Annotated in this window: 12 protein-coding genes; 7 read left to right on the plus strand and 5 right to left on the minus strand. The window is 64.6% G+C overall.

Annotated elements, in window-relative coordinates; genetic code table 11:
- The first annotated feature begins 68 nt into the window (after window positions 1-68).
- Together F0P96_RS11390 and F0P96_RS11395 are read left to right on the plus strand one after the other, a co-directional pair.
- Window positions 69-1,814 carry a hypothetical protein gene (locus F0P96_RS11390; protein ID WP_151079011.1) on the plus strand — a complete coding sequence of 582 codons (1,746 nt, stop codon included), beginning with the start codon at window positions 69-71 and terminating at the stop codon, window positions 1,812-1,814.
- 171 nt (window positions 1,815-1,985) lie between these two features.
- Complete coding sequence (locus tag F0P96_RS11395; protein WP_160620119.1) at window positions 1,986-2,660, plus strand: response regulator transcription factor; 675 nt, start codon at window positions 1,986-1,988, stop codon at window positions 2,658-2,660.
- Between the two features lie 93 nt (window positions 2,661-2,753).
- Here F0P96_RS11395 and F0P96_RS11400 read toward each other — a convergent pair whose 3' ends face one another.
- The 5 genes from F0P96_RS11400 to F0P96_RS11420 all read right to left on the minus strand — a co-directional run bounded on the left by F0P96_RS11400 (window position 2,754) and on the right by F0P96_RS11420 (window position 17,356).
- On the minus strand, window positions 2,754-4,760 hold the full coding sequence (locus F0P96_RS11400) for a tetratricopeptide repeat-containing sensor histidine kinase (protein WP_151079013.1): 2,007 nt from the start codon (window positions 4,758-4,760) through the stop codon (window positions 2,754-2,756).
- A gap of 60 nt (window positions 4,761-4,820) precedes the next feature.
- Window positions 4,821-6,833, minus strand: coding sequence for an ATP-binding protein (locus F0P96_RS11405; protein WP_151079014.1), 2,013 nt, complete (start codon window positions 6,831-6,833; stop codon window positions 4,821-4,823).
- A gap of 215 nt (window positions 6,834-7,048) precedes the next feature.
- A complete protein-coding gene (locus F0P96_RS11410; RefSeq protein WP_151079015.1) occupies window positions 7,049-16,123 on the minus strand; it encodes a T9SS type A sorting domain-containing protein in 9,075 nt (3,024 codons plus the stop codon).
- Between the two features lie 6 nt (window positions 16,124-16,129).
- Window positions 16,130-17,107, minus strand: a complete 978-nt coding sequence (locus F0P96_RS11415) for a hypothetical protein (RefSeq protein ID WP_151079016.1) — start codon at window positions 17,105-17,107, stop codon at window positions 16,130-16,132.
- Between the two features lie 45 nt (window positions 17,108-17,152).
- Window positions 17,153-17,356, minus strand: a complete 204-nt coding sequence (locus tag F0P96_RS11420; RefSeq protein WP_151079017.1) for a PID-CTERM protein-sorting domain-containing protein — start codon at window positions 17,354-17,356, stop codon at window positions 17,153-17,155.
- A 428-nt stretch (window positions 17,357-17,784) separates the two neighbouring features.
- Between F0P96_RS11420 and kaiC the strand changes: the two genes are divergently transcribed.
- The 5 genes from kaiC to F0P96_RS11445 all read left to right on the plus strand — a co-directional run bounded on the left by kaiC (window position 17,785) and on the right by F0P96_RS11445 (window position 22,379).
- Complete coding sequence (gene kaiC, locus F0P96_RS11425; RefSeq protein ID WP_151079018.1) at window positions 17,785-19,518, plus strand: circadian clock protein KaiC; 1,734 nt, start codon at window positions 17,785-17,787, stop codon at window positions 19,516-19,518.
- A 43-nt stretch (window positions 19,519-19,561) separates the two neighbouring features.
- A complete protein-coding gene (locus F0P96_RS11430; RefSeq protein ID WP_201743905.1) occupies window positions 19,562-19,861 on the plus strand; it encodes a circadian clock KaiB family protein in 300 nt (99 codons plus the stop codon).
- Window position 19,862: 1 nt separating this feature from the next.
- Window positions 19,863-20,180, plus strand: a complete 318-nt coding sequence (locus F0P96_RS11435; protein WP_151079020.1) for a circadian clock KaiB family protein — start codon at window positions 19,863-19,865, stop codon at window positions 20,178-20,180.
- Window position 20,181: 1 nt separating this feature from the next.
- Entirely contained in the window at window positions 20,182-21,894 is a 1,713-nt protein-coding gene (locus F0P96_RS11440; RefSeq protein WP_151079021.1) for an ATP-binding protein, read from the plus strand.
- A gap of 62 nt (window positions 21,895-21,956) precedes the next feature.
- Window positions 21,957-22,379, plus strand: coding sequence for a response regulator (locus tag F0P96_RS11445; protein ID WP_151079022.1), 423 nt, complete (start codon window positions 21,957-21,959; stop codon window positions 22,377-22,379).
- The last annotated feature ends 183 nt before the right edge of the window (window positions 22,380-22,562 follow it).

Consider the following 22,562-nt stretch of genomic DNA (forward strand, 5'->3'; position numbering starts at 1 on the left):
GGGCTAAGCGGCAGGGTTTCTTTGTCGGAGTTCAACGGCCTTGCTCCCAAGGCTTTAATTCCGCCGCTATGCGCCCCACTTTTTACTTACTACCGGCCCTGTTGCTGGCCGCCGTGCCGGCCTCGGCCCAAAAGCTGGCCCTCGAAAAAACCCACAACGTCAGCGGCAAAGCCAAGCGCGGCTTTCTCGACGATGTGCAGGTGAACGAGGCCGCCGACAAGCTCGACCTCACGTTCGTGACCAAGTCCACGAACCGCAAGGTGAAGTTCGAGACGTATCACTTCGATACCAAGTTTAACTTCCAGAGCATGGAGGAGAGCGAGCAGCCGGTGGAGCGGGTAAAGCGCTACAAGGGCGACCAGTACGACGTACCGGGGGTGACGGTGGAGCCCAACATGATGGGCACGCTGGTGCTGCGCCGCAAGCAGGCGCACTATACCTGGGACTGGTTTTGGGGCGGCTACAACAAGAAAATCGGGATTCTGGAAAAGGTGAAGCCCCGTGGCGACAACGGCTCGTACTACCAGTACGCGGCCCACACGGAGTACGACCAGACGGGCAACGTGGTGGTCATCACCTCGGCCAAGGACAAGCTGGGCAAGGGCGCCGACATGCTGCGCATGTACAAGGAATACCACGTGCTCAAGTTCAACAAAGACCTCGACCTCGTGTCCGATACCCCGTTGCGTTTTGACACGCCCCAGTTCGTGGTGGAAGCCGCCAAGCTCGACCCGCGCGGCGACCGGGACGAAGACGCCGACGATTCGGCCGACCCCGAGTACGACCTGGGCATTGTGTTTGCGCCGGTGAACGTGGGTGGCAAGAAATTCGCCGACCCCAAGGCCACCAACTACACCTACATCCGGGTGGGGGCCGACACCAAGCAGAAGGAGCGGGTGAGCTTCCAGTCGCCCAACAGTGTGTGGCTGGTCAACGGCATGGCCACGTTTGCCGACGGCTCGGTAGCCGTGTTCGGGCCCGCCAACGACAAGCAGGACGACTACTTCAACGAGGCCATTCCCAACCAGATTGCCAGCTCCTCCATTCGGGAGCCGCTGGCCGAGAAGTTCAAGGCCAAAAACTTCGAGCTGCTCAAAATCAAGGACGGCGCCGTGAGCTTCATCAACAACACTCCCGTCGACGACTTCGAGAAGAAGCTCCAGACGCCGCCCACTCAAAAACGCACGCCCGAATACACCGGCAAACGCTTTAAAGTAACCAGCAGCGCGGTGCTGCCGAACGGCGACCTGCTCATTGGCGGGCAGAGCTTCACGTTTCAGCGCGGCGGCGCGCTGGGCATCGGCAAGCCCCAAACGGTGTCGTCGGGCGGCGGGCTGGTGGGGGGACTCACGGGGCTGGCCGGCAAAGGCGGCACCAGCATGGGCACCACCGAGAACCTGAAGGATTACAAGGACGTGATGATGTTTCACTTCGACGCCACCGGCAACCTGCGGGCTCAGTACGGCGTGCGGCGCCAGGAAAACAACAAGTACAGCGAGCAGAACCCCAACACCCAGAAAACCTACCTCAGCCAGGACGGCCGCCACGTGTACTGGATGATTGGCGAAATCAGCGGGCTGCGCGAGCAGGGCGGCATGGAATCGGGCACGCTGAAGGTGCTTTACTACCCGGCCGTCACCAAAATTGACCTGGCCTCAGCCAAGCTCACCAGCTTCGTGAAGTTCGGCAACGAGCAGTTTTTCCTCAACAACTCCCTGCCCGAGCTGCCGATGGGCAACCACAACACCATCGTGTACTTCGGCGAAAACAAGTCGGGCAAAACCATGTGGTTTGGCCAGATGCCGCTGGAATAGCCCCGCATTGCAGCTTCTTTCCTGCGGGCGGCACCGGTAGCCGCCCGCTTTTTTGCCCCGCCAATGCTAGCCCGCCACATCCGTACCTTATTCGACATGTGCTATATTGTTCGACCCTTCCGCGGGCCGAGCCCCGGTGCGTTGCTTGCTTCTGTCCCCACGCCCTTGCCCATGTCTGCTGCCCACTCACCTTCCGCCGCCATTCCCTTGTTGCTCGTCGATGACCACCAACTGGTGCTGGAGGGCGTGCAGGTGCTGTTGCGCCACGAAGCCGACCTGCGCGTGGTGGCCACGGCCAACTCCGGCGCCGATGCGCTGCAGAAGCTCGCCGCGCACCCCGACGTGCAGGTAGCCGTGGTCGATTTGAACATGCCTCAGATGTCGGGCGTGGAGCTGACGCGCGCCATCCGTGAAGCGTACCCGTACGTGCGGGTGCTGGCCCTGAGCATGTTTCACGACCACGCCTCGGTGCAGGAAGTGCTGGCCGCCGGCGGCTCGGGCTACCTGCTGAAAAACACCACGGCCGAGGAGCTGAGCACCGCCATTCGGCGCGTAGCAGCCGGGCGCACGTATTTCAACGCCGAAGTGGGCCGCACCCTGCTCGAACACCTCGACGTGCCCGCCACCCGCGACCAGGCCGACCGGCCCGTGCCGCTGACCACGCGCGAGCGGGAAATCCTGCAGCTGATTGCGGGCGAATACTCCAACGCCGACATTGCCGACAAGCTTTTCATCAGCGAGCGGACGGTGGAAACGCACCGCAAAAACATCTTCACCAAAACCAAGTCCAAGTCCATCGTGGGCCTGATTCAGTACGCGCTGCGCCACAAGCTGGTGGTGCTTTAACAGCGCCGCTGAATGCGTGCAGAAACACGTCGGCCGGCTTTCCATCAAAGGAAACCGGCCGACGTGTTTCTGCGCGTAAGTGGAATGCGTGGCTTAACCTGCCGTCACGGCCGCGGCCAGCGGCACTTCCAGCGTAACGGTGGTGCCGCGGCCGGGCACGCCATCGAAGTGGGCGCGGCCGCCGAGGTAAGCCATGCGCGTAGCCACGTTGCGCAGGCCGATGCCGGCGTCGGGTCCCAGCGCCTGCGGGTCGAAGCCCACGCCGTTGTCTTCCACCACTACCGTCAGCTCGTCGTCGCTTTTCACCAGCTGCAGCGTCACGTCGGTGGCGTGGGCGTGCTTGACGATGTTCTGCACCAGCTCCTGAATAACGCGGAACAGCACGCTTTCCACCGTGGGGTCCAGACGCATGTCGTCGAGGCCGAAGGCTTCCACCTCCACCCGCAGGCCGTTGCCGGAGGGCAGCTTGTCGAGGAAGTCGCGCACGGCGGCGGCCAGCCCGCGCTTGAGCAGGGCGTTGGGCATCAGATTGTGCGAAATGCTGCGTACCTCCCGAAACGACTCGTCCACTACTTCCACCGCGTTGTCGAGCAAAAGCTGGCGACTGGCCTGGGCGCCGTCGGATGCGGGCCCGAGCTGCTGGCCCAGGGCGTGGAGGTTGAGCTTGGCGGCAGTCAGCAGCTGGCCGATGCCGTCGTGCAGGTCGGAGCCGATGCGGCGCCGCTCGTTTTCTTCGGCCTCCAGCACCGCTGCGGCCCGCTGCCGCTCCAGCCCCTGCCGCTGCTGTTCCAGCTCCAATTGCTGGCGTAGGGCCCGGCGTTTGTAGAGGCTCCAGCCGGCCACCACCACCAGCAGCAGGGCTGCGCCGGCCGCCAGCAGCTGGGCGTTGCGCTGGCGCAGCACCAGCCGCTGGCGGCCGATTTCCAGCTGCTGAATGCGGTTGCGGGCGTCTTTCTGTTCGGTTTCGTACCGGGCTTGCATCTCCGTCACGCTGCGGGCAGCGGCATCGGAGCGAAGCGTGTCTTTCAGGAACGACAGGTCGTGCTGATAGGTGTAGGCCGCCCGAAAATCCCCTTGCTTGGCGGCCAGCGTGGCCAAGCCTTCCAAGGCATCAATTTCTTCCTCGCGGGCCCCCACCGCCTTGCTAAGCGCCAGCGCCCGGCGCAGGTAGGCGCCGGCTTGGCTGGTTTGACCCAGCTGCACGTAGGTTTCGCCAATGATGCTCTGCAAATCGGAATCGGCCTGCTGGCTGTGGTACGGGGCCAGGGCGCTGAGGCGCTCGGCGCGCAACAACGGGCGCAGGGCTGCCTCCCACTGCCCTTGTTTCTGGTAAATGACGCCCAACGTTATCAGAAACGGCAGAGCATCCAAACTGTCGCCGCCCTGTTTCACCTGCGCCAGCCCCTGCCGAATGTAGTCCAGGGCCCGCGGGTAGCGGCCGGCGTCGCGGTGAATGATGCTGAGGTGGTTGAGCGCGTTCAGAATATACGGCGGCACGTTCAGCGCCTGCCAGCGCCGCAACGACTGTTCGTAGGCGGCCTGGGCGGCCGGGTAGTTGTGCTGGTTCACGTACACCTGCCCAATGCGGGTGTAGGAATCGGCAATGCCGCCGGAGTCGTGGGCAGCCTCGCGCAGGCGCAGACCGTGCAGTAGGTAGCGCATGGCGGTTTCGTACTCGCCCAAATCGGTGTAGCGGATGCCGATGTTGCTGTAGTTGTGACCCTCCCAGAGCTTGTTGCCGATGGCCGCGTTGTACTTGGCCGACAGCAGGTGGTGGGCAATGGACAGCCGGGCGCGTTCGGCCGCGCCATTCATGGTGCCGAAGTTGTAGTGAATGCGCGCCAGCCGCACGGTGTCGTGCAGCCGGGTGGCCAGCCGCAGCGCCTGGCGGGCATATTGGCCGGCCAGGGCCGTGTCGTTGTAGGCAAAGTTGTAAACCAGGCTCACCAGGGCCTTGGTGCCGTTGGTGTCGGCCGGGTGCTGGGCCACCACCCGGCGCAGGCTGTCGACCGTCCGGTTGTTGCGTTGCGGAATGAGTTGGGCCTGCGCCGTGCCGGCCAGCAGCAGAAGCAGGCAAAAAAGGCGTAATGGTGTGGGCATGCGGGGAAAATGAGCGGGCGAAACAGTAGGTAACCAAGCAGCCGAAACAGGCAAAATGCGTCAGGCAGCCACCGGCTGAAGCGGTACTTCCAGCGTAACGGTGGTACCACGGCCGGGCGCCGCATCGAAGTGGGCGTGGCCGCCGAGGTAATCCATGCGCGTTTGAATGTTGCGCAGGCCGATGCCGGCGTCGGGGCCCAGGGCCTGCGGGTCGAAGCCCACGCCGTTGTCTTCCACCATCACCGTCAGTTCGTCGTCGTTGCGGATAACCTGCAGGCTGATTTGGCTGGCCTGCGCGTGCTTGACGATGTTTTGGACCAATTCCTGAATGACCCGAAACAGCACGCTTTCCACCGTCGGGTCCAGGCGCATGTCGTCGAGGCCGAAGGCTTCCACCTCCACCCGCAGACCGTTTTCGTTGGGCAGTTTGCTGAGAAAGTCGCGCACGGCTTGCACCAGCCCGCGGCGAATGAGGGCGTTGGGCATCAGGTTGTGCGAGATACCGCGCACCTCCCGAAACGACTCGTCCACCACCGACAGCGCGTTGTCGAGCAGCTCCTGCGGCCCTTGCGGCTGCGGCCCGAGCTGCCGCTCTAAGGCGTGGAGGTTGAGCTTGGCGGCGGTCAGCAGCTGGCCGATGCCGTCGTGCAGGTCGGAACCGATGCGGCGCCGCTCGTTTTCTTCTGCCTCCAGCACGGCCGCCGCCCGCTGCCGCTCCAGCCCCTGCCGCTGCTGCTCCAGCTCCAGCTGCTGGCGCAGGCGGTTGCGGTTGTAAAGCAGCCAGCCCACGGCCCCCAGCAGCAAGGCCACGGCCAACCCGGCCAGCAATTGGGTATTGCGCCGCCGAATTACCTGCTGCTGCGTCCGCAGCTGGGCCTGCTGTACCAGCTGCTGCTTGCGCAGGAGTTGGTTCTGGGCTTCCTTTTTCTCGGTTTCGTAGCGCGTCTGCATTTCCTGCACCTTGGCTATGGTCTCCTCGTTCAGCACGGTGTCGCGGTAGAGGGCGCCCAAGCGCTGGGCCTGAAAGGCATCTTCCATCAAATCCAGGTTGTAAGCGGCCGCCGCAATGCCGTCGTAGGCCATCTGAATGCCTTGTTTGTCGCCGATGTGCTGCATGGCCTGCAGGGCCTGGCGGTAGCTGCGCAACGCGCCCTTGGGGTCCTGCATGCGGTTCTGCACATTGCCGAGTACGAAGAGGTTGCGGCCCGATTCGGCCCGGTTGCCCAGCCGGTCGGTGATGTCGATGCTGCGCTGCAGGTAGTCGCGCGCGGCCTGGTAGCGGCCCTGCATAAACTCGATTTTGCCCAAGGACTTCAGCGCCGAGGCTTCGTCGGCGTCGCGGCCCTGCTGCCGTGCGGCCTGGAGGGCGGCCTGGCCGTAGCGCGTGGCTTCGGGAAACTGATTCAGCGAGGAGTACGCACTGGACAGCGTGCGGTAAATCGACGGCAGCTGCCCAACGTTGCCGCTGCGCTGGCTGAACGTTTTGGCCTGCTGCAGGTACTCAATGGCCTCCGGATAGCGCGACACCATCACCATCAACTGGCCCAGGCTGTTGTTGGCGGTGGCCCGCTGTGCGTCGTCGCGGTGTCGGTCGGCCAAGCGCAATTGGGCCAGAAACGTGCGCGCAGCAGCTTCCGGCTCGCCCAGCATGGCATACACCGAACCCTGGCGGCCGTACGCCCGCCCCGTCCCAACGGAGTCGCCGGCCTGGCGGTAGAGGCGCAGGCTCTGGTTGGCCAACGCGAGAGCCTGCTGGTATTCGCCCTGCTTCTGCACCGTCAACGACTGCAGGCCCAGCGTGGCCGCCTCGCCCGCTCGGTAGCGCAACCGGCGGCTCAGTTGCAGGGCTTCCTGCAGCGGTTTTTGGGCCTGGTCGACGTTGGTCTGCAGCAAGGCATCGGCCCAGTTGTGGAGCAAGCGGATGCGGCCGGTATCGGCGGCCGGGTGGGCACGCACCACGGCCGCCAGCGAATCGGCTTTCAGCCGACCCGCCGCCGATTGGGCCGGGGCAAGATGCGGCATCAGGCAGGCCAGCAGCCCAGCCAGGGAGAAGAAACGAAACGGAAAAGACATCGGAAGGAGAGTTGCGGCGGAGTTCTAAACATAAGTATTAGAAAACCAGGATTTATGATTTCGGGGCCGGAACACCAATAAAAGCGGGCGACTGGCGTGCATCGACTGCTCAGCGGCCAGCTCGCCGGTCAGCAAATCCAGACCGGGCCGGCTTTCACTAAAACACCCCGACGGAAGCTCCGCCGGGGTGAGTGCAATGAAAAAAACAGCTGTCGTTAGTTTTTCACCAGTCGTTTGACCACCGTGCCCTCGGCGGCGCGCACGCGCACCGAGTACACGCCGGCCGGCAGCTGGCCCAGGTTCAGCTCCTGCTCGATGGCGCCCTGGCGGACGCGCAGCGAGAGGCGCTGCACCACTTGCCCGATGGCATTGACCACCTCGGCCGGCACGGGGCCCTGCTCCCGCAGGCCAGCCACCACCAGCGTGGCGTGGCCGGTGGCCGTGGGGTTGGGGTAGAGGTTGGCCGTGGCTTGCAGCGCGGCGGACGTGGTGGCCGTTACGCGCGGCTGGAACCACAGGTAGAAGCGCTGCCGTACCGAGTCGGGGTGCGACACGAACTGGTAGACCGAATCGACGGCTAGGTTCTGCCGACGGCCGAGCAACCGGTCTTCCAGCGTTACCTGGGTGCCGGCGGGCAGGTTCAGCTGCGAGGTCAGCACCAGCGTGTGCTGGCCGGGCTGGCTCACGCGCACCGCCAGCGGCACCACGCCGGCCGTAGCCAGGTCGGGCAGGCCGTTGATGGACAACGCGCTGGTACCGGCCACGCTCCACAGCGACGGACGACCGTTGCCGTTGAGCTGCACCTTGTAGGCATCGAAACGGGGCTGGTAGCCCTGGCCGGCGCCTTGTTCAAAGTACAGCACGGCTTCGTCGGCCTGGCCCTGGGCATTGCGGGCTTCGAGGCGCAGCTCGGGCACCGCGGAGGTGCTGCGGGCGGGGCGCTCGAAGGCCGGGCTCAGGTAGCTGGTGTGGCGGGCCAAGTTGCCGAAGCTGAGCGTGGTGGTGGGCGCGGTGGAGCGCACGAAGAAGCCCTGCATGGCGGCAATGTCCTTGCTGCCGCCGTTCTGGCCGTGGCCGTTCACGTAGCTGCGGTAGGCGCCGGTGTAGCGGCCCGAGGGCACAAACACGTACATGGCATCGTCGGCTCCGGCCGGCAACATGCCGTTGGCCGGGTTGCGCACCACGTCCCAGTCGATGGGAGCAGGGTAGGGGTTGCCTACCAGGTTCCAGCCCGACCCGCCCTGCACGCCGCGGCTCAGGGTGTAGCTCACCGCGCCGTTTTGCAGCACGCCGCTGATATCAACGGTCGTCGTCGGGTCGGTCATGGCCGAGTAGCCGCGGCCGGGAATCAGGTTGTCCGAAGCCGTGGGCACCATCCAGCCCTGGTCGAAGAAATTGGCCGAAGAAGACAGGCGCGTTTCGTCGTATTGGAACAGGGTGGGGAACGGCGACACCGTGTTGCCCTGGGTGTTGTAGGCCGGGTTCAGCTCGAAGACCGGCAGGTCGTCGGCAAACTCGCTGACCGTGGCTGAGCCCAGCTGCATCGGCGAGGAGTAGTGGCGGTAGCCGGTGGTGGCTACGCCCGTAATGAACCGCTCCATCGTGCTGCGGCCCGTCACCACGCCGCCGCCCACGGGGTTGACCACCATGGCGGTGCCCGCGGCGTTGGAGTGCAGGGTCAGGAAGCCAGCCGAGGCCAAGTTGCCCGAGGTCAGCGTCAGCATGTGGGTTACGCCGCAGGCGCTGCCCAGCGTTACGCCCGCCGGGTTCTGAATCAGCAGGTCGTAGAAGCGGATGGGCGTGGTGGTGCTGCCGCTCAGCGTCTGCGCCGCGGTGCCCACGCAGTACCAGGGGTAGCTGCCCACGTTCACCAGACCGCCGTTCGTGAGGTTGCCGTAGAGGTACACCGGACCGTTGCAGGTCAGGCCCACGGTGTTCTGCACGTTCAGGCCGTAGAAGCGGATCTGCGCGGTGCCGCCGATGGTCTGCGCCAGGGTGCCGGTGAAGTACACCGTCCAGGTGGCCGGGTTGAAAGGGCCGTTGCAGAGCCAGTTGCCGGTCACGTAGATGTCGCCGCCCAGCACGCAGCCCACGGCGTTAGCCCAGGTGACGTGGTGGAAGGTGGTCTTGGCGGTCGAGCCGGTGGTGGTAATGGTTTGCTGGGCCGCGCCGTTGAAGGTCACCAGGTAGCCGTTGCCCGAGAAGAGGCCCGAGTTCAGCCAGTAGCCGCCCACCACGATGTCGCGGAGCAGCTGCACGTTCACGGCGTTGGTGATTTGCAGGTTGTAGAACGTGCTCAGCGCCGTACCGCCGATGGTTTGCAGCGCCGTGCCGCTGAAGAGCACCAGCTGCCCGCCGTGCAGGAAACTGGCGTTGTTCACCCAGTTGCCCGTCACGCCGATGGCGTCGAGCAGGGTCACGCCGGCCGCGTTGTCGAAGGTGACATCGTGGAAGCGGGTGTTGCCCGAGGTGCAGGTAATCGTCTGCGCCGTGGTGCCCACGAAGCGGGTTTTCTTGCCGCAGCCGCAGAAGATGCCCGTATTCACGAAGTTGCCGGTCAGGTCCACGTCGTAGTCCAGACTCACGCCCACCAGGTTGCCCAGCGTCAGGTGGTGGAACACCGTCAGGGCCGTGCCGCCGATAATCTGGTTGACGGTACCGGCGAAGGTCACCACGTAGCCGTTGGCCAGGAAGGCGCCGTTGGTGGTCCAGTCGCCCAGCACCGTAATGGCGCGGTTGATGCGCACGTTGGCGCCCGTGCCGATGGTTACGTGGTGGAACTGCGTCAGCGCCGAGCCGGCAATGGTTTGCAGCGCCGAGCCTACGAAGTACACCCCGTAGCCGCCCGCCACGAAACCGCCGTCGTTTACCCAGCTACCGGTCAGGTACAGGTGCGCGAGCAGCGTCACCGAAGCCGGGTTCTGGAAGCGGATGTTGTAGAAGCGGGTATCGGCCGAGGCGCTGATGGTCTGGGCCGCCGTGCCGTTGAAGTACACCAGGTGGGTGCCGGCCAGGAACGTGCCCAGGCCCGACCAGTTGCCCAGCACCGTAACCGGCTGCAGCAAGCTCACCGATACCAGGTTGCCCACGCTCACGTGGTGGAACACCGTGTTGACGAGGCCGCCGATGGTCTGCGCCACCGTGCCGTTGAAGAACACCGTGTAGCCGCCGTGCACGAAGCCGCCGTTGTTCAGCCAGTTGCCGAGCACGTACACGTTCTGCTGCAGGGTCACCGACACCAGGTTGTTCCAGGTCACGTGCCAGAAGTTGTAGCTGCCCGAGCCGCCGATGACCTGCGCCACCGAGCCGCCGAACACGCAGGTGTAGCCCGTGTACACGCCGCCCACCAGGTTGTAGCCGTAGAAGGTGCCGTTGTTCACGAACGAGCCCAGCCAGCTTACGTTCTGCAGGATGCGCACCTCCGTGCCGCTCAGGATGTTCCAGCCGTAGAACGAGAGGCTGGTGTAGCCGCCCACCGTCTGCACGTAGCCACCCAGGCCGTTGAAGTACACCGTGTAGGTGCTCGGCGCGAAGCTGCCCGAATACAGGTAGTAGTTGCCCGCCACGTAGATGTTCGAGGCCAGGCTCACGCCCGCCGCGTTATCCACGTAGAAGTGCCAGAAGTAAGTCGTGGCGTTGGTAGTAATGACCTGGGCCGCCGTGCCGCCGAAGCGCACGAAGTGGCCCGTGGGCACCCCGCTGGTCAGGTAGTAGCCGTAGAACACGCCGGTATTCACGAAGCCGCCCAGCACGTAGATGTTCTGGTACAGCGTCACCGACACCGGGTTCTGGAAGGTCACGTCGTAGAAGTTCGTGACCTGCGTGCCGCCGATAATCTGCGCCGCCGTGCCGTTGAACACCACCGTGTAATTACCGGCCGCGAACTGCCCGTTGTTGATCCAGTTGCCGAGCACGTAGATGTTCGACCCCAGGCTGACGCCCACCGTGTTGTTGATGGTCACGTGGTAGAAGGTCGTCTGCGTCGAGCCGCCGATGGTCTGGGCCGCCGTGCCGTTGAAGGCCACCGACTGCACGCCCACCACGAACGAGCCGTTGTTGACAAACGCCCCGCCCAGCCCGATGCCGGTATTCAGCGTCACGCCGCCCGCCGTGTTCAGGATGGTCAGCCCGCCGAAGTTCGTGACCTGCGTACCGCCGATAACCTGGTTGACGGTGCCGCCGAAGGTCGTCACGTAGGTGCCACCTACGAATGAGTTGCTCGTGGCCCCGTTGTTGGTCCAGTTGCCCAGCACGTAGATGTTCTGGTTGAGCGTCAGCCCGCCCAGGGTGTTCGACACCACGACCGAGTAGAAGTTCGTGACGGCCGAGCCGCCGATGAACTGCGCCACCGAGCCGTTGAAGTTCACGAAGTACGAGCCGCCGATGAAGCCGTTGCTGGTGGTGCCGTTGTTCACCCAGCTGCCCGACACGTAGATGTTGGTACCCAGGCTCACCACCGCGTTGGCGTTAATCGTCACGCCGCCGAAGTACACCGCCGTCGAGCCGCCCACCGTCTGCGTGCCGTTGCCGGCAAACACGTACGAGCCGCCCGTCACCCAGTTGCCGTTGCTCACCACGTTGCCGTAGATGGTAAACGTGCTGGAAACCTGGAACGAGGCGCCGTTGATGACGGTGATGTTGTTGACCACCGCGCCGGTGCCCGTCACAATCGGGTAGTAGGTGCCCGTGCTGATGATGACGTTGCTCGTGGCCGTCGGTACCTGCCCGCACGACCAGTTGCGCCCGTCAAACCAGTTGGTGTTGTAGCCGCCCGTCCAGGTGTAGCTCACGGCTTGCACCGCCAGGTTGGTCCCGTTGTCGTTCGAGCTGCTGGTAGCCGGAGCCGAAGCATCCACCCGAATCCGGTAGCCAGTGCCCACGGCCGCGCCGGCCGGAATCGTGGCCGAAATGATACCGCTGACGCTGGTGCCGCTCAGGCTGATCGAACCGATGCTGGTGGCTGAGGCAAACGAGCCGCTGGCGTCCGAGAGCAAAGCCGTAAACACGTTGCCGGCGCCGAATACGCCCTGGGTCGTGAACGGCACGCTCAGCGCCGAGCCGGGGCAGTACGAGCCGCTGAACTGGCCCGTCGTGACCGAGGCCACCGGCTGGCCGATGCTCACCGTGATGGTGCGCTCCACGGTGCAACCGTTCTGCGTCACGTTCAGCGTGTAGCTGCCCGCGTTGCTTTGCGTCGCGTTCTGAATCTGCGGGTTCAGCTGCAAGGAGCTGAAGCCCGGGCCGGTCCACTGCAGCGTGGCGCCGTTCGGCACGCCGGCCGAGGTCAGCTGGATGGTGCTGCCCGCCGCTACCGGCGAGTTCGACGAAGCCACAACGCTGCCCAGGTTGGTGATGCTCCACAGACCGCTTTCGGCCGAAGTCAGCGCCGGGTTGGTGCTGACGAGGCGCACCCGGTACAGGCTGCCCGTCACGGCCGAGGCCGGCACGGTCACGCCCACTGTGCTGGTGCCCGTGCCCGTGAAGCTGCGCGTGCCGATAACCGTCGGGGCCGCAAACGAGCCGTTTTCATCCGACAGCTCGGCCGAAACCGTGCCGCCGGCCGTCAGGCCGCTGCCGTCCACCGTAAAGCTCAGGTTCAGGAAGTTGCCGGCGCAGGTCTGCCGGGCCGCGCCGGAGTTCAGCGCCAGCGTGGGGGCGCCGGGCTGCACCGTCACCTGGATGGTCTGGCTGGCCTGGCAGTTTCCCAGCACCGTTATCAGCGTGTAGGTGCCCGAGTTGGCCACCGTCGCGTTCTGAATCTGCGGGTTCTGCTGCGCGGAGCTGAAGCCTGGGCCGCTCCACTGGTACGTGGCACCGGCCACCGGCTGAGCCGTCAACAGGATAGTGCCGCCCGTGGCCACCGGCGAGTTCGAGGAAGCCATGGCCACCGGGGCCGGGTTGATGGTCAGGTTATTTCCGTTGTCGTTGATGCTGAGCACCGCTGGGCTGCTGCCCACCACCCGCACGCGGTAGCCCGCGCCGGGCGTGGTGTTCAGCGGGAAGGTCACTGGAATCGAGCCGGAGCCCTGGCCCGTAAAGCCCACCGTGCCAATGCTGACCGGCGCAGCGAAGGAGCCCGTGGCGTCCGAGAGCTGGGCCGTCAGCACGTTGCCGGCGGCGAAGTTGTTGCCCGTCACCGCGAAGCCGATGTTGCGGGTGCTGCCCGCGCAGAACGCGCCGCTAAACTGCGTCACGCTCAGAATCGGGTCCGTAGAGGGCTGCACCGTCACCTGCGTGGTCGAGACCGGGCTCTGGCAGCCGCCCACCGTCACGTACAGCGAGTACGTGCCCTGGTTGACGTTCTGCGTGGCGTTGGTGATAATCGGGTTTTGCTGGGTGGAGGCGAAGTTCGGGCCGAACCACTGGTACGAGGCCCCGGCCACCGGCTGGGCCATCAGCTGAATGGTGCCGCCGTACGGCACCGGCGAGTTCGACGAGGCCACCGCCACCGGCTGCTGGGTCAGGCTGAGGTTCGAGCCGTTGTCGGTCTGGCTGGTCACGTTCGGGTTCGAGCCCACTAGGCGCACCCGGTAGCCGTTGCCCGTGGGCGTACCAGCCGGGAAGGTCGAGAAAATCGAGCCCGAGCCCTGCCCCGTGAAGCCCACCGAGCCAATGGTCGTGGGGGCGGCAAACGAGCCCGTGGCGTCCGAGAGCTGGGCCGTCAGCACGTTGCCGGCGCCGAACACGTTGCCCTGCACCGCGAAGCCGATGTTCAGCGAGTTGCCGGCGCAGCCGGTGTAGCTGAACTGGCTCATCGTCAGGATGGGCTGGGCCGAGGGCTGCACCGTTACGCGCACCGAGGCCGAGTCCTGGCAGCCGCCGCTGTTCAGCACGTACACGAAGTACCGGCCGCTCTGGCTGGGCTGGGCATTGGTCAGGTTCAGCGTCGCGCCGTTGCCCACGTAGCTGGTGCCGCCGGCCGTGTAGGCCACGTACCACTGGTAGCTGCTCTGCCCGGCCGGACCGGCCGACAGCTGAATCGTCCCGTTGTAGGGCACCGTGGTTTGCACCGCCGCAGCCGTAGCTACCGGCGTCGGGCGCACCGTCAGATTCACGCCGTTGTCGGTGCCCGTCACGGCCGGGTTCGTGGCCACCACGCGGATGCGGTAGCCCGAGCCGGCCGGGGTGCGGAAGGCAATGCTGTCGGTCAGTACGCCGCCGCTGGCCGAAATCGAGCCGCCGCTGCCGTACAGGCGGCTGGTCGGGCTGAATACCCCGTTGGCGTCCGACAGCTGGAACTTAAACTGGTTGCCGGCCAGGTAGGCCGTGGTGTTCGTGGTGAACGGCACCGAAATAAAGGTGGTCGAGCAGAACGAAGCGGGCGAAACCGTGCCGGTGGCAATGGTGGGCGGGTAGGCGTAGCTGGCCGCCGAGCAGGCCGTGCCGCCCGGCGTGGTCACGCAGATTTGGCCCGTGGTACCGCCGGCCGGGGCCGTCACCGTAATCTGGGTGCCGGAATTGACCACGAAGCCCGGGGCCGCGGTGCCGTTGAAGGTCACCGCGGTGGCGCCCGTCAGGTTGGTGCCCGTAATGACCACGCTGGTGCCCGGCGCCCCGCCCGCGGGCGTAAAGCTGGTAATGGTGGGCCCGGCGCAGTTGAAGTAGTAGCTGCCCACGCCCGACACGACCACGTAGTTGGGCGCGGTGCTCAGCACCAGGCGCAGCACGCGGCCGTTGGCCGGCGTGGCCAGGGTGCGGGCAATGCTGGTGGTGGTGCCCGCCACCAGGCTGGCCGAGTAGGTATCCACGGTCGTGAAGCTGCCGCCGATGCTGGCGCCCACCTGAATCTGCACCGTGTGGTTGCCGCTGGAGCCCGGCGTGAGCTTGTAGCGCACTTCGCTGATGGTCTGCGTCGTGCCCATATCGGCCTGCAGCAGGCTGCCGTTGTAGCCGTAGAACGAGTTGCTGGTGTTGGGCGAAGCCGGGTCCGCGTTGAAGGCGGTTTCGGCCAGGCCGTTGGTGCTGCCGCCGTAGTTGTAGTTGACGGCCGGCAGGACAGCCGCGAAGTTGGCGGAGGAGGCGCAGCCGTTTTTCAGGAAGCTACGCGAAGTCACCAGGCTCCACTTGCCGTTGGCGTCGCGGGTCCGCACGAAAAAGCGGTGCGCGCCGTCCGCCAGGGCCGAGGCGTCGGCCATAAAGCCAAAACCGGCCAGGTCCGGCGCCGGCGTGGCCACCGGTACGTCGGTTGCGCTGCCAAAGCCGGGGTCGGTGTCGAAGTAGTACTCAATCTTGGTGATGTTGGGCGCGGCGGCCGTCAGCGGCTCGTAGTAGAAGGGCCGCTCCGTGGTCAGGCTCCACTTGCCATTGGCGTCTTTGGAGCGGACGCTGATGGTGTGGAAGCCCGTGCTCAGGCTGCTCACGGGGATGGAAATAGCCACGCCCGCCACGTCCAGACCGGCCGTGATGGGCACATCGGTAGCGCTGCCGAAGCCGGGGTCGGCATCGAGGAAATACTCCACCTTGGTCACGTTCACCGCCGTGGCGGCCGCCGGCTCGTAGTAGAACGAGCGGCGCGTGGTCAGGCTCCACTGCCCGTTGGCGTCCTTGGTGCGCACGCCCAGCGCGTGGAAGCCCGCGCTCAGCCCGCTCACGTCGTAGCTGAAGGCCAGCCCGCTCACGTCGGCGGCCGGCGCGGCTACCGGAATGTCGGTGGCGCTGCCGAAGCCGGGGTCGGTGTCAATAAAGTATTCGGCCTTGCTGATGTTGGCCGCCGTGCTGGCCGCCGGTTCGTAGTAAAAGGAGCGGCGCGTGGTGAGGCTCCACTGCCCGTTGGCATCCTTGGCGCGTATGCCAACCACGTGAAAGCCGGCGCTTAGGCTGCCAACATTCAGCGAAAACGCCACGCCCGCTACGTCGGGGCTGGCCGTTACGGGCACGTCGGTGGCCAGGCCGAAGCCGGGGTCGGTATCGACGAAGTATTCCACCTTGGTCACGTTGCTGGCGGTGGCGGCCAGTGGCTCGTAGTAAAACGTGCGGCGCGTGGCCAGGCTCCAGGCGCCGTTGGCGTCTTTGGTGCGCACGGCGAGGCGGTGGAAGCCGGCACTCAGGCCGCTCACGTCGGTCGAGAACGAGAGGCCGGCCACGTCGGCGGCCGGGGAGCTGATGGTGATGGGCGTTGCGGCGCCATACCCGGGGTCAGGACTGTCCAGGTAGTACTCCGCTTGGCTGATGGTCTGCGCCGAGGCCGGCAATACGCTGCCCGGAATACTGCTTGCCAGCAGCATCAGCAGCGCCAACGGGCGCAGCAGCCATTCGCCCCACCCCGAGCGGTTTCGGGAAGGGTGTCGCATGGCCGGTTAGTTGTTCGAGCGGGTGCTCAGGTTCACGTTCAGTGTGTTGCCGCTCAGCGTCTGGTTGAACTGGTAGATGCTCGGAATGGCCGGCAGGCCCGAGAGCTTGTAGGGCGTGTTGCCGCCGAAAGCGCCGATGTCGGTGCCGCCCTGGCCGGTGCCGCGGGCCGGGTTGGTGCCGGCTTTCAGCTGGTACCAGGCATCAAACTGCGTGCTGCCGGGCGCCAGAGCAAAGACCGAGGCCTGGGGCACGTTGTTCTGGTTGTTGTTGGCCGTGCTGAAGCCCGCCTGCGCGCTGATGTTGTAGGAGTAGATGTTGTTGCTGGGCGTGAAAGTGTTGGCGAAGTAGTTGTTGCGCACGTTGAAGTTGTCGAGCGACACGGTGCCCAGCCCTACGTTGTTGGTGAATTCGCCGCTGCAGCCCTGCAGGTTCACCGAGTTGCCGTAGATGATGTTGTTGGTCACCAACACGTTGTTGGCGGTGTAGTTGTAGTAGCTCATGCCGTACAGGTAATTCTGCCGGATGTTCAGGTTGCTCTGGCCGGTGGTGGCGTAGCCCACGTACAGCCAGCTGGTGGTGTAGTTGCGCTGCACAGTGATGTTGCTGGTGCCGATGTACACGTCGCTCAGCGTGAGGCCCGAAATGGACGCGCCCGCGCTGCCGGTGGTGAAGTACACGCTGCCCAGCGTGGCCGAGGTGGGGTTGGCCTGCAGGCCGGGATTCTGGCTGGAACCCAGGAAGTAGCCCGGGCCCACGATGGTTACGTTCTTGCTGCAGCTCAACGTGCCGTAGCTGGTGCTGGAAGGCTCCACCTGAATAATGTCGCCCGTCACGGCCGCGTCGTGGGCCAGCTGAACGGTGGCGTAGATGTTGGTGCCCGTAATGCCGGAGTTGTTTACGCGGCGAATGGTCTGGGCCTGGGCGGCCAGCGTGGCGGCGGCCAGTAGCAGGCCGGTCAGCAAAGAAGCGTACAGCTTTTTCATGGTTGGCGGAAAAAAAGAGTGAGTTGTTGTAGCAGGGAAGGAGAGCTAGCGGCGGCGCAGGCGCTTGAGGCCATAAGCCGCGCCCGATGCCAGCAGCAGCGCGGCGCCGCCGTCGAGGGGCACCGCCGTGGGGGTGCCGGGTTGGGGGCCGCCCGAGCCCGGGTCCTGGGCCTGAGCAGCCGTGGCGGTCAGCACCAGTAAAGCCACCACACTACCCGCCGCCCAGCGGAGAAAAGCATTCTTTGCCATGGGAAAAGCCGAAAAGCAGCCCGCCGCCAACCACGTGACAGTGAGCTTGTATTCAGAAGTCTGTATTGACTTTTGCAGGGGTAAAATTGGCTTGTGCGGCCTCCTGCACGCAATCCGTAGCGCCGGGCATTTTGCCCTCCACACCATCCCGGAGCAGCTCCTCCGTACCACTACGGAGGAGCACCCGGCTGTCAGTTGCTGCAGGTCCCGCCGCTGCATCTCGAGCCGGAGTGTGCCTCGGCAACTTTCCCTCCCCCGTGCTGCCCGCTCACCTCTTTCACCGCTGGGAAAGCTTCTCTCCGAGAACTTAAGTCGATTTGTTGCCCCGGCCGCTGCCGGGCCGGGCCGGGGTGGTTGCGTGCGGGGCCGCAAGGAGTTTCTTCGTTTGGCTGTACCTTCCGAAAATTTCCTACTCGACGCCTATCTGCATGACGTCTTTTATTCCCGGGTTGCCGCAACTCCCCAAAGCCCCCACCGGCATCGAGGGCTTGGATGAAATTACCGAAGGCGGCTTCCCGCTGGGCCGCCCCACGCTGGTGTGCGGCAGCGCCGGCTGCGGCAAAACCCTTCTGGCCATCGAATTTCTGGTGCGTGGCATCCAGGAATTCCACGAGCCGGGCGTGCTGATGACCTTCGAGGAAACCGCCGACGAGCTGGCCGCCAACGTGGCTTCGCTGGGCTTCGACCTGCCCGCCCTGCAGGCGCAAAAGCTGCTCAAGCTCGACCACGTGCACGTCGACCGCTCCGAAATCGAGGAAACCGGCGAATACGACCTCGAAGGCCTGTTTATCCGCCTCGGCCACGCCATCGACTCCATTGGGGCCAAGCGCGTGGTACTCGACACCATCGAAGCGCTGTTTTCGGGCTTCCCGAACGAAGGCGTGCTGCGCTCCGAAATCCGGCGCCTGTTCCGTTGGCTCAAAGACAAAGGCGTCACGACCATCATCACGGCCGAGCGCGGCGAAGGCTCGCTCACCCGGCAGGGACTGGAAGAGTACGTGTCGGATTGCGTGATTTTGCTCGACAACCGCGTCATCGACCAGATTACCACCCGCCGCCTGCGCATTGTGAAGTACCGCGGCAGCACCCACGGCACCAACGAATACCCGTACCTGATCAGCGAGGAGGGCATTTCGGTGCTACCCGTTACGTCGTTGCAGCTCCGGCACGACGTGTCCGACGAGGTGGTTTCGTCGGGTATTCCGGCCCTCGACGACATGTTTGGCCGCCGCGGCTGGTACGTGGGCAGCAGCATCCTGATTACGGGCACGGCCGGCACGGCCAAAACCACGCTGGCCACCGCCTTCGCCCACGAAATGTGCCGCCAGAACAAGCGCTGTTTGTTTTTTGCCTTTGAGGAGTCGCCGCAGCAGCTGGTGCGCAACATGCGCTCGGTGGGCATGGACCTGCAGCCCTGCGTCGACAGTGGGCTGCTGCACATTGAGGCGGCCCGGCCCACGCTCAATGGCCTGGAGCGGCACTTGGTCACCATTCACCGGCTGGTCAAGCAGCTCAAGCCCGAAGCCGTGGTTATCGACCCCATCAGCAACTTGGTGTCGGTGGGCAACATTGCCGAGGTGCGCAGCATGCTCACCCGCCTCATCGATTACCTGAAAGTGAACGGCATCACGGCGCTGTTCACATCGTTGGTCAGCGGGCGCAACATTCAGCAGGAAATGACCGAGGAAGGCGTTTCGTCGCTCGTCGATACCTGGATAAGCGTGCGCGACCTGGAAGGCGTGGGCGAGCGAAACCGCGGCCTGAGCATTCTGAAGTCCCGCGGCATGGCGCATTCCAACCAGGTGCGCGAGTTTCTCGTCACCGAACAGGGCATCCGTCTGCTCGACGTAGTAATTGGGCCGTCGGGCATTGTAACCGGCGCCAGCCGCCTGACGCAGCAAATACAAGAGCAGGCCCTGGCCGCCGCGCATCAGCAAGAGCTGGACCGCCGCGACCGGGAGCTGGAGCGCAAACGCCGCGTGCTGGAAGCCACCATTGCCAACCTGCGCACCGAATTTGAGTCGGTGGAAGACGAGCTGCGCAAGATCAACGACGAAGAGCTGACGCGCGAACAGGCGCTGGCCCTGGGGCGGCAGCAGGTAGCCCGCGCTTTCCCCACCGAAAAGAACCCCAACCCGGCCGGCGACGGCAACCACGCGTAGTACCGAGATGAACAACGTAGCGGCGGCAGACGCCCCCCTTGCCATGGATGAGGAAACCTGGGAGTTGCGCTTGTATGTAGCCGGCCAAACCGCGAAGTCGGTGACGGCGCTGGCCAACCTGAAACGATACTGCGAGCGGTACCTGAAAGGCCGGTACCAGCTGGAGGTGATTGACTTGCTGCAGCACCCGCACTTGGCCGAGGGCGACCAGGTGCTGGCCATTCCCACGCTGGTGCGCAAAGTGCCCAAGCCCATTCGCAAAATCATCGGCGACCTGTCGAACCAGGAAAAGGTATTGGTGGGCCTCGACATCCGCACCGTCGAGAGCCCCGACCACCGCTAGCATGGAGGCCGAAGAAAGCCCGGGCAAACCGCCCGAATACGTGCTTCACCTCTACATTACCGGCGTTACGCCCAACTCTACCCGGGCCGTGCGCAACATCAAAGACATCTGCGAGCAGTACCTGCCGGGACGCTACGAGCTGCTGATTGTGGACATTTACCAGCAGCCCGAGAAAGCCCAGGACGAAGACCTCATTGGTATGCCCGTACTCATCAAAAGAAGCCCGGGGCTGGTACGCCGGTTGGTAGGCGACTTGTCGGACCGCCAGCGGGTGCTGGCCGCGCTGGGCCTGCCGCCCGAGGCCACTACTTCCCGCTAACGTGAGCCAGGCTGCTGCTGACAGCGCCGACGAGCTGGCGCGCGAAAACGACGAGCTGCGCCTGCGCCTGCAGGAAGCCGAAGAGTTGATTCATGCCATTCGGACCGGCGCCGTAGACGCGCTGGCCGTGCAGGGGCCCGAAGGACCGCGCATTTTTACGCTCGAAGGCGCCGACCAGGGCTACCGCACCCTCATCGAGCAGATGAACGAGGGCGCGCTGCTGCTGGGCCCCGACGGCACGCTGCTGTATTGCAACGCGGCGCTGGCGGGGTTGCTGGGCGTGGCGCTGCAGGATATCATCGGCGGCAATTTCCAGGATTTTGTGCCCAAGGGCTTCCGGCGGTACTGGGCCACCCTGATGGGCAACGGCTGGAAGGGCAAAAGCAAGGGCGAAATGCCGCTGCGCACCAAGGCCGGCACGTTGCTGCCGTTTTCGCTGTCGATGAACGTGCTGGCTTTCCACGAAACGCCGGTGCTGGCCGTCATTGTTACCAACTTGTCGGCGCAGCGCGAAATCCGCCACATTCAGGCCCTGGTGGACGAGCAAAACGTGCTGATTACCCGCAAAAACGAGGAGTTGCGCGCGCAGGAGTCGGCCCGGCAAATGATGGAGCAAGCCGCCGCCGAAGCCACACGCGTGCTGGAAGGCATTCCCCAGATTGCCTGGACGGCCAGCCCCTCAGGCCGCCTCACCTACCTCAACCGCCGCTGGTTCGACTACACCGGCAGCACCAGCGAGGTGCCCCTCCACGAGCAGTGGCAGGAGCACCTGCACCCCGACGACCGGGCTGCTGTGAGCTTGCGCTGGAAAAAGTGCCGGCGTAGCGGGCAAGCCTTCGATATTGAATACCGATTTCGGAACCACGCCGGCGACTACCGCTGGATGCTGGGCCGCGGCCTGCCCTCCCGCAACGAGCAGGGCGAAATTGTGCAGTGGGTGGGCACTAACACCGACATTCACGAACACAAGCTGGCCCTGGCCCGCATCGACCAGGCCCAGCGCCAACTGCAGGACAACAACCAGCAGCTGACGCGCGCCAACGTCGACCTCGACAACTTCATCTACACCGCTTCGCACGACCTGAAAGCGCCCATCAGCAACATCGAAGGGCTCTTGCAGGCTTTGCTGGTGGAGTTGCCGCCGGCTGGCCGCTCGGGCGAGGTGCAGCCCATCATCGATATGATGCAGGGCTCGGTGGAGCGTTTCAAGCGCACCATCGAGCACCTGACGGAGGTGACCAAGCTGCAGAAGGAAAACGACCAGCCCGCGTCCATCATCGAGCTGAAGACGGTGGTGGAGGAAGTGCTGCTGGACCTGGAGCCGCTGATTGCCGAAACCGAGGCTCGGCTGGATGTGAACGTGGCTACGTGCCCGGCGCTGTCGTTTGCCGAGAAGAACATGCGGTCGGTGGTGTACAACTTGCTCAGCAACGCGCTCAAATACCGCCACCCCGAGCGCGTGCCCCATGTGCAGCTGCGCTGCCACGAAGCCGACGAGTACCTGGTGCTGGAAGTGCAGGACAACGGCCTGGGGCTCGACGTGCAGCACGAGCACAAGCTGTTTGCCATGTTTCAGCGCTTCCATGCCCACGTCGAGGGCTCGGGCATTGGCCTATATATGGTGAAGAAAATCGTGGAAAACGCCGGCGGCCGCATTGAGGTGCAGAGCGTGCTGGGCGAGGGAACGACGTTTTCCGTCTTTTTTCGGCGGTAGTTCGTAGTGGGTACGCCACCCCAGACAAGGCCGCACTTGCCCCTGGGAGTAAGTTTTTCCCCATGCACAAGCTATCCTGCGTCCTGCTCGTCGACGACGACTCGACCACCAACTACCTCAACCAGCTGCTGCTCACGCGCCTCAACATTGCCGAAAAGCTGCTGGTGGCGCTCAACGGTCAGGAGGCCCTGGACCTGCTGGAAGTGCAGTGCCAAGGCGCCAGCGCCGATTGCCCGATGCTGGTGTTGCTCGACGTGAAAATGCCCGTAATGGACGGATTCGCGTTTCTGGAGGCCTTTGCAAACCTGCCGCTGGCCCGCCGCGAAGCCATTGTCATCGTTATGCTCACCACGTCGTTGCATCCCCTCGATGTGGAGCGTATTCAGCGGCTGAATATTGCCGGCTTTCTGAACAAGCCGCTGACCCGTGAAAAAATCGACCTTATTCTGCAAGAGCATTTCGGGCATCGGCTGCCGGCTGAATAGCAGCCGTGGGTGGGGAAAGGACCGCATCAGGCCAATAGAGTCCGGACTTGGGAGGCGGTGGTAGCAGGCGGAAAACGCGCGCGTGGCATAGCTCGGCTATAACAAATGCCCCGGCGCGGCGCGTACAACCAGGAGCTTCGTGCATTACAGCCATACTGGTTCTCATTCCACAAACCACAACCA

This window comes from Hymenobacter busanensis (assembly GCF_008727865.1).
Taxonomy (GTDB): domain Bacteria; phylum Bacteroidota; class Bacteroidia; order Cytophagales; family Hymenobacteraceae; genus Solirubrum; species Solirubrum busanense.

What these genes read in the sequence shown, in the direction of transcription:
- kaiC (WP_151079018.1), top strand. Translation starts at nt 17,785, where the DNA reads ATGACGTCTTTTATTCCCGGGTTGCCGCAACTCCCCAAAGCCCCCACC.
- F0P96_RS11410 (WP_151079015.1), bottom strand. Translation starts at nt 16,123, where the DNA reads ATGCGACACCCTTCCCGAAACCGCTCGGGGTGGGGCGAATGGCTGCTG.
- F0P96_RS11420 (WP_151079017.1), bottom strand. Translation starts at nt 17,356, where the DNA reads ATGGCAAAGAATGCTTTTCTCCGCTGGGCGGCGGGTAGTGTGGTGGCT.
- F0P96_RS11395 (WP_160620119.1), top strand. Translation starts at nt 1,986, where the DNA reads ATGTCTGCTGCCCACTCACCTTCCGCCGCCATTCCCTTGTTGCTCGTC.
- F0P96_RS11415 (WP_151079016.1), bottom strand. Translation starts at nt 17,107, where the DNA reads ATGAAAAAGCTGTACGCTTCTTTGCTGACCGGCCTGCTACTGGCCGCC.
- F0P96_RS11400 (WP_151079013.1), bottom strand. Translation starts at nt 4,760, where the DNA reads ATGCCCACACCATTACGCCTTTTTTGCCTGCTTCTGCTGCTGGCCGGC.
- F0P96_RS11435 (WP_151079020.1), top strand. Translation starts at nt 19,863, where the DNA reads ATGGAGGCCGAAGAAAGCCCGGGCAAACCGCCCGAATACGTGCTTCAC.
- F0P96_RS11390 (WP_151079011.1), top strand. Translation starts at nt 69, where the DNA reads ATGCGCCCCACTTTTTACTTACTACCGGCCCTGTTGCTGGCCGCCGTG.
- F0P96_RS11430 (WP_201743905.1), top strand. Translation starts at nt 19,562, where the DNA reads ATGGATGAGGAAACCTGGGAGTTGCGCTTGTATGTAGCCGGCCAAACC.
- F0P96_RS11405 (WP_151079014.1), bottom strand. Translation starts at nt 6,833, where the DNA reads ATGTCTTTTCCGTTTCGTTTCTTCTCCCTGGCTGGGCTGCTGGCCTGC.
- F0P96_RS11445 (WP_151079022.1), top strand. Translation starts at nt 21,957, where the DNA reads ATGCACAAGCTATCCTGCGTCCTGCTCGTCGACGACGACTCGACCACC.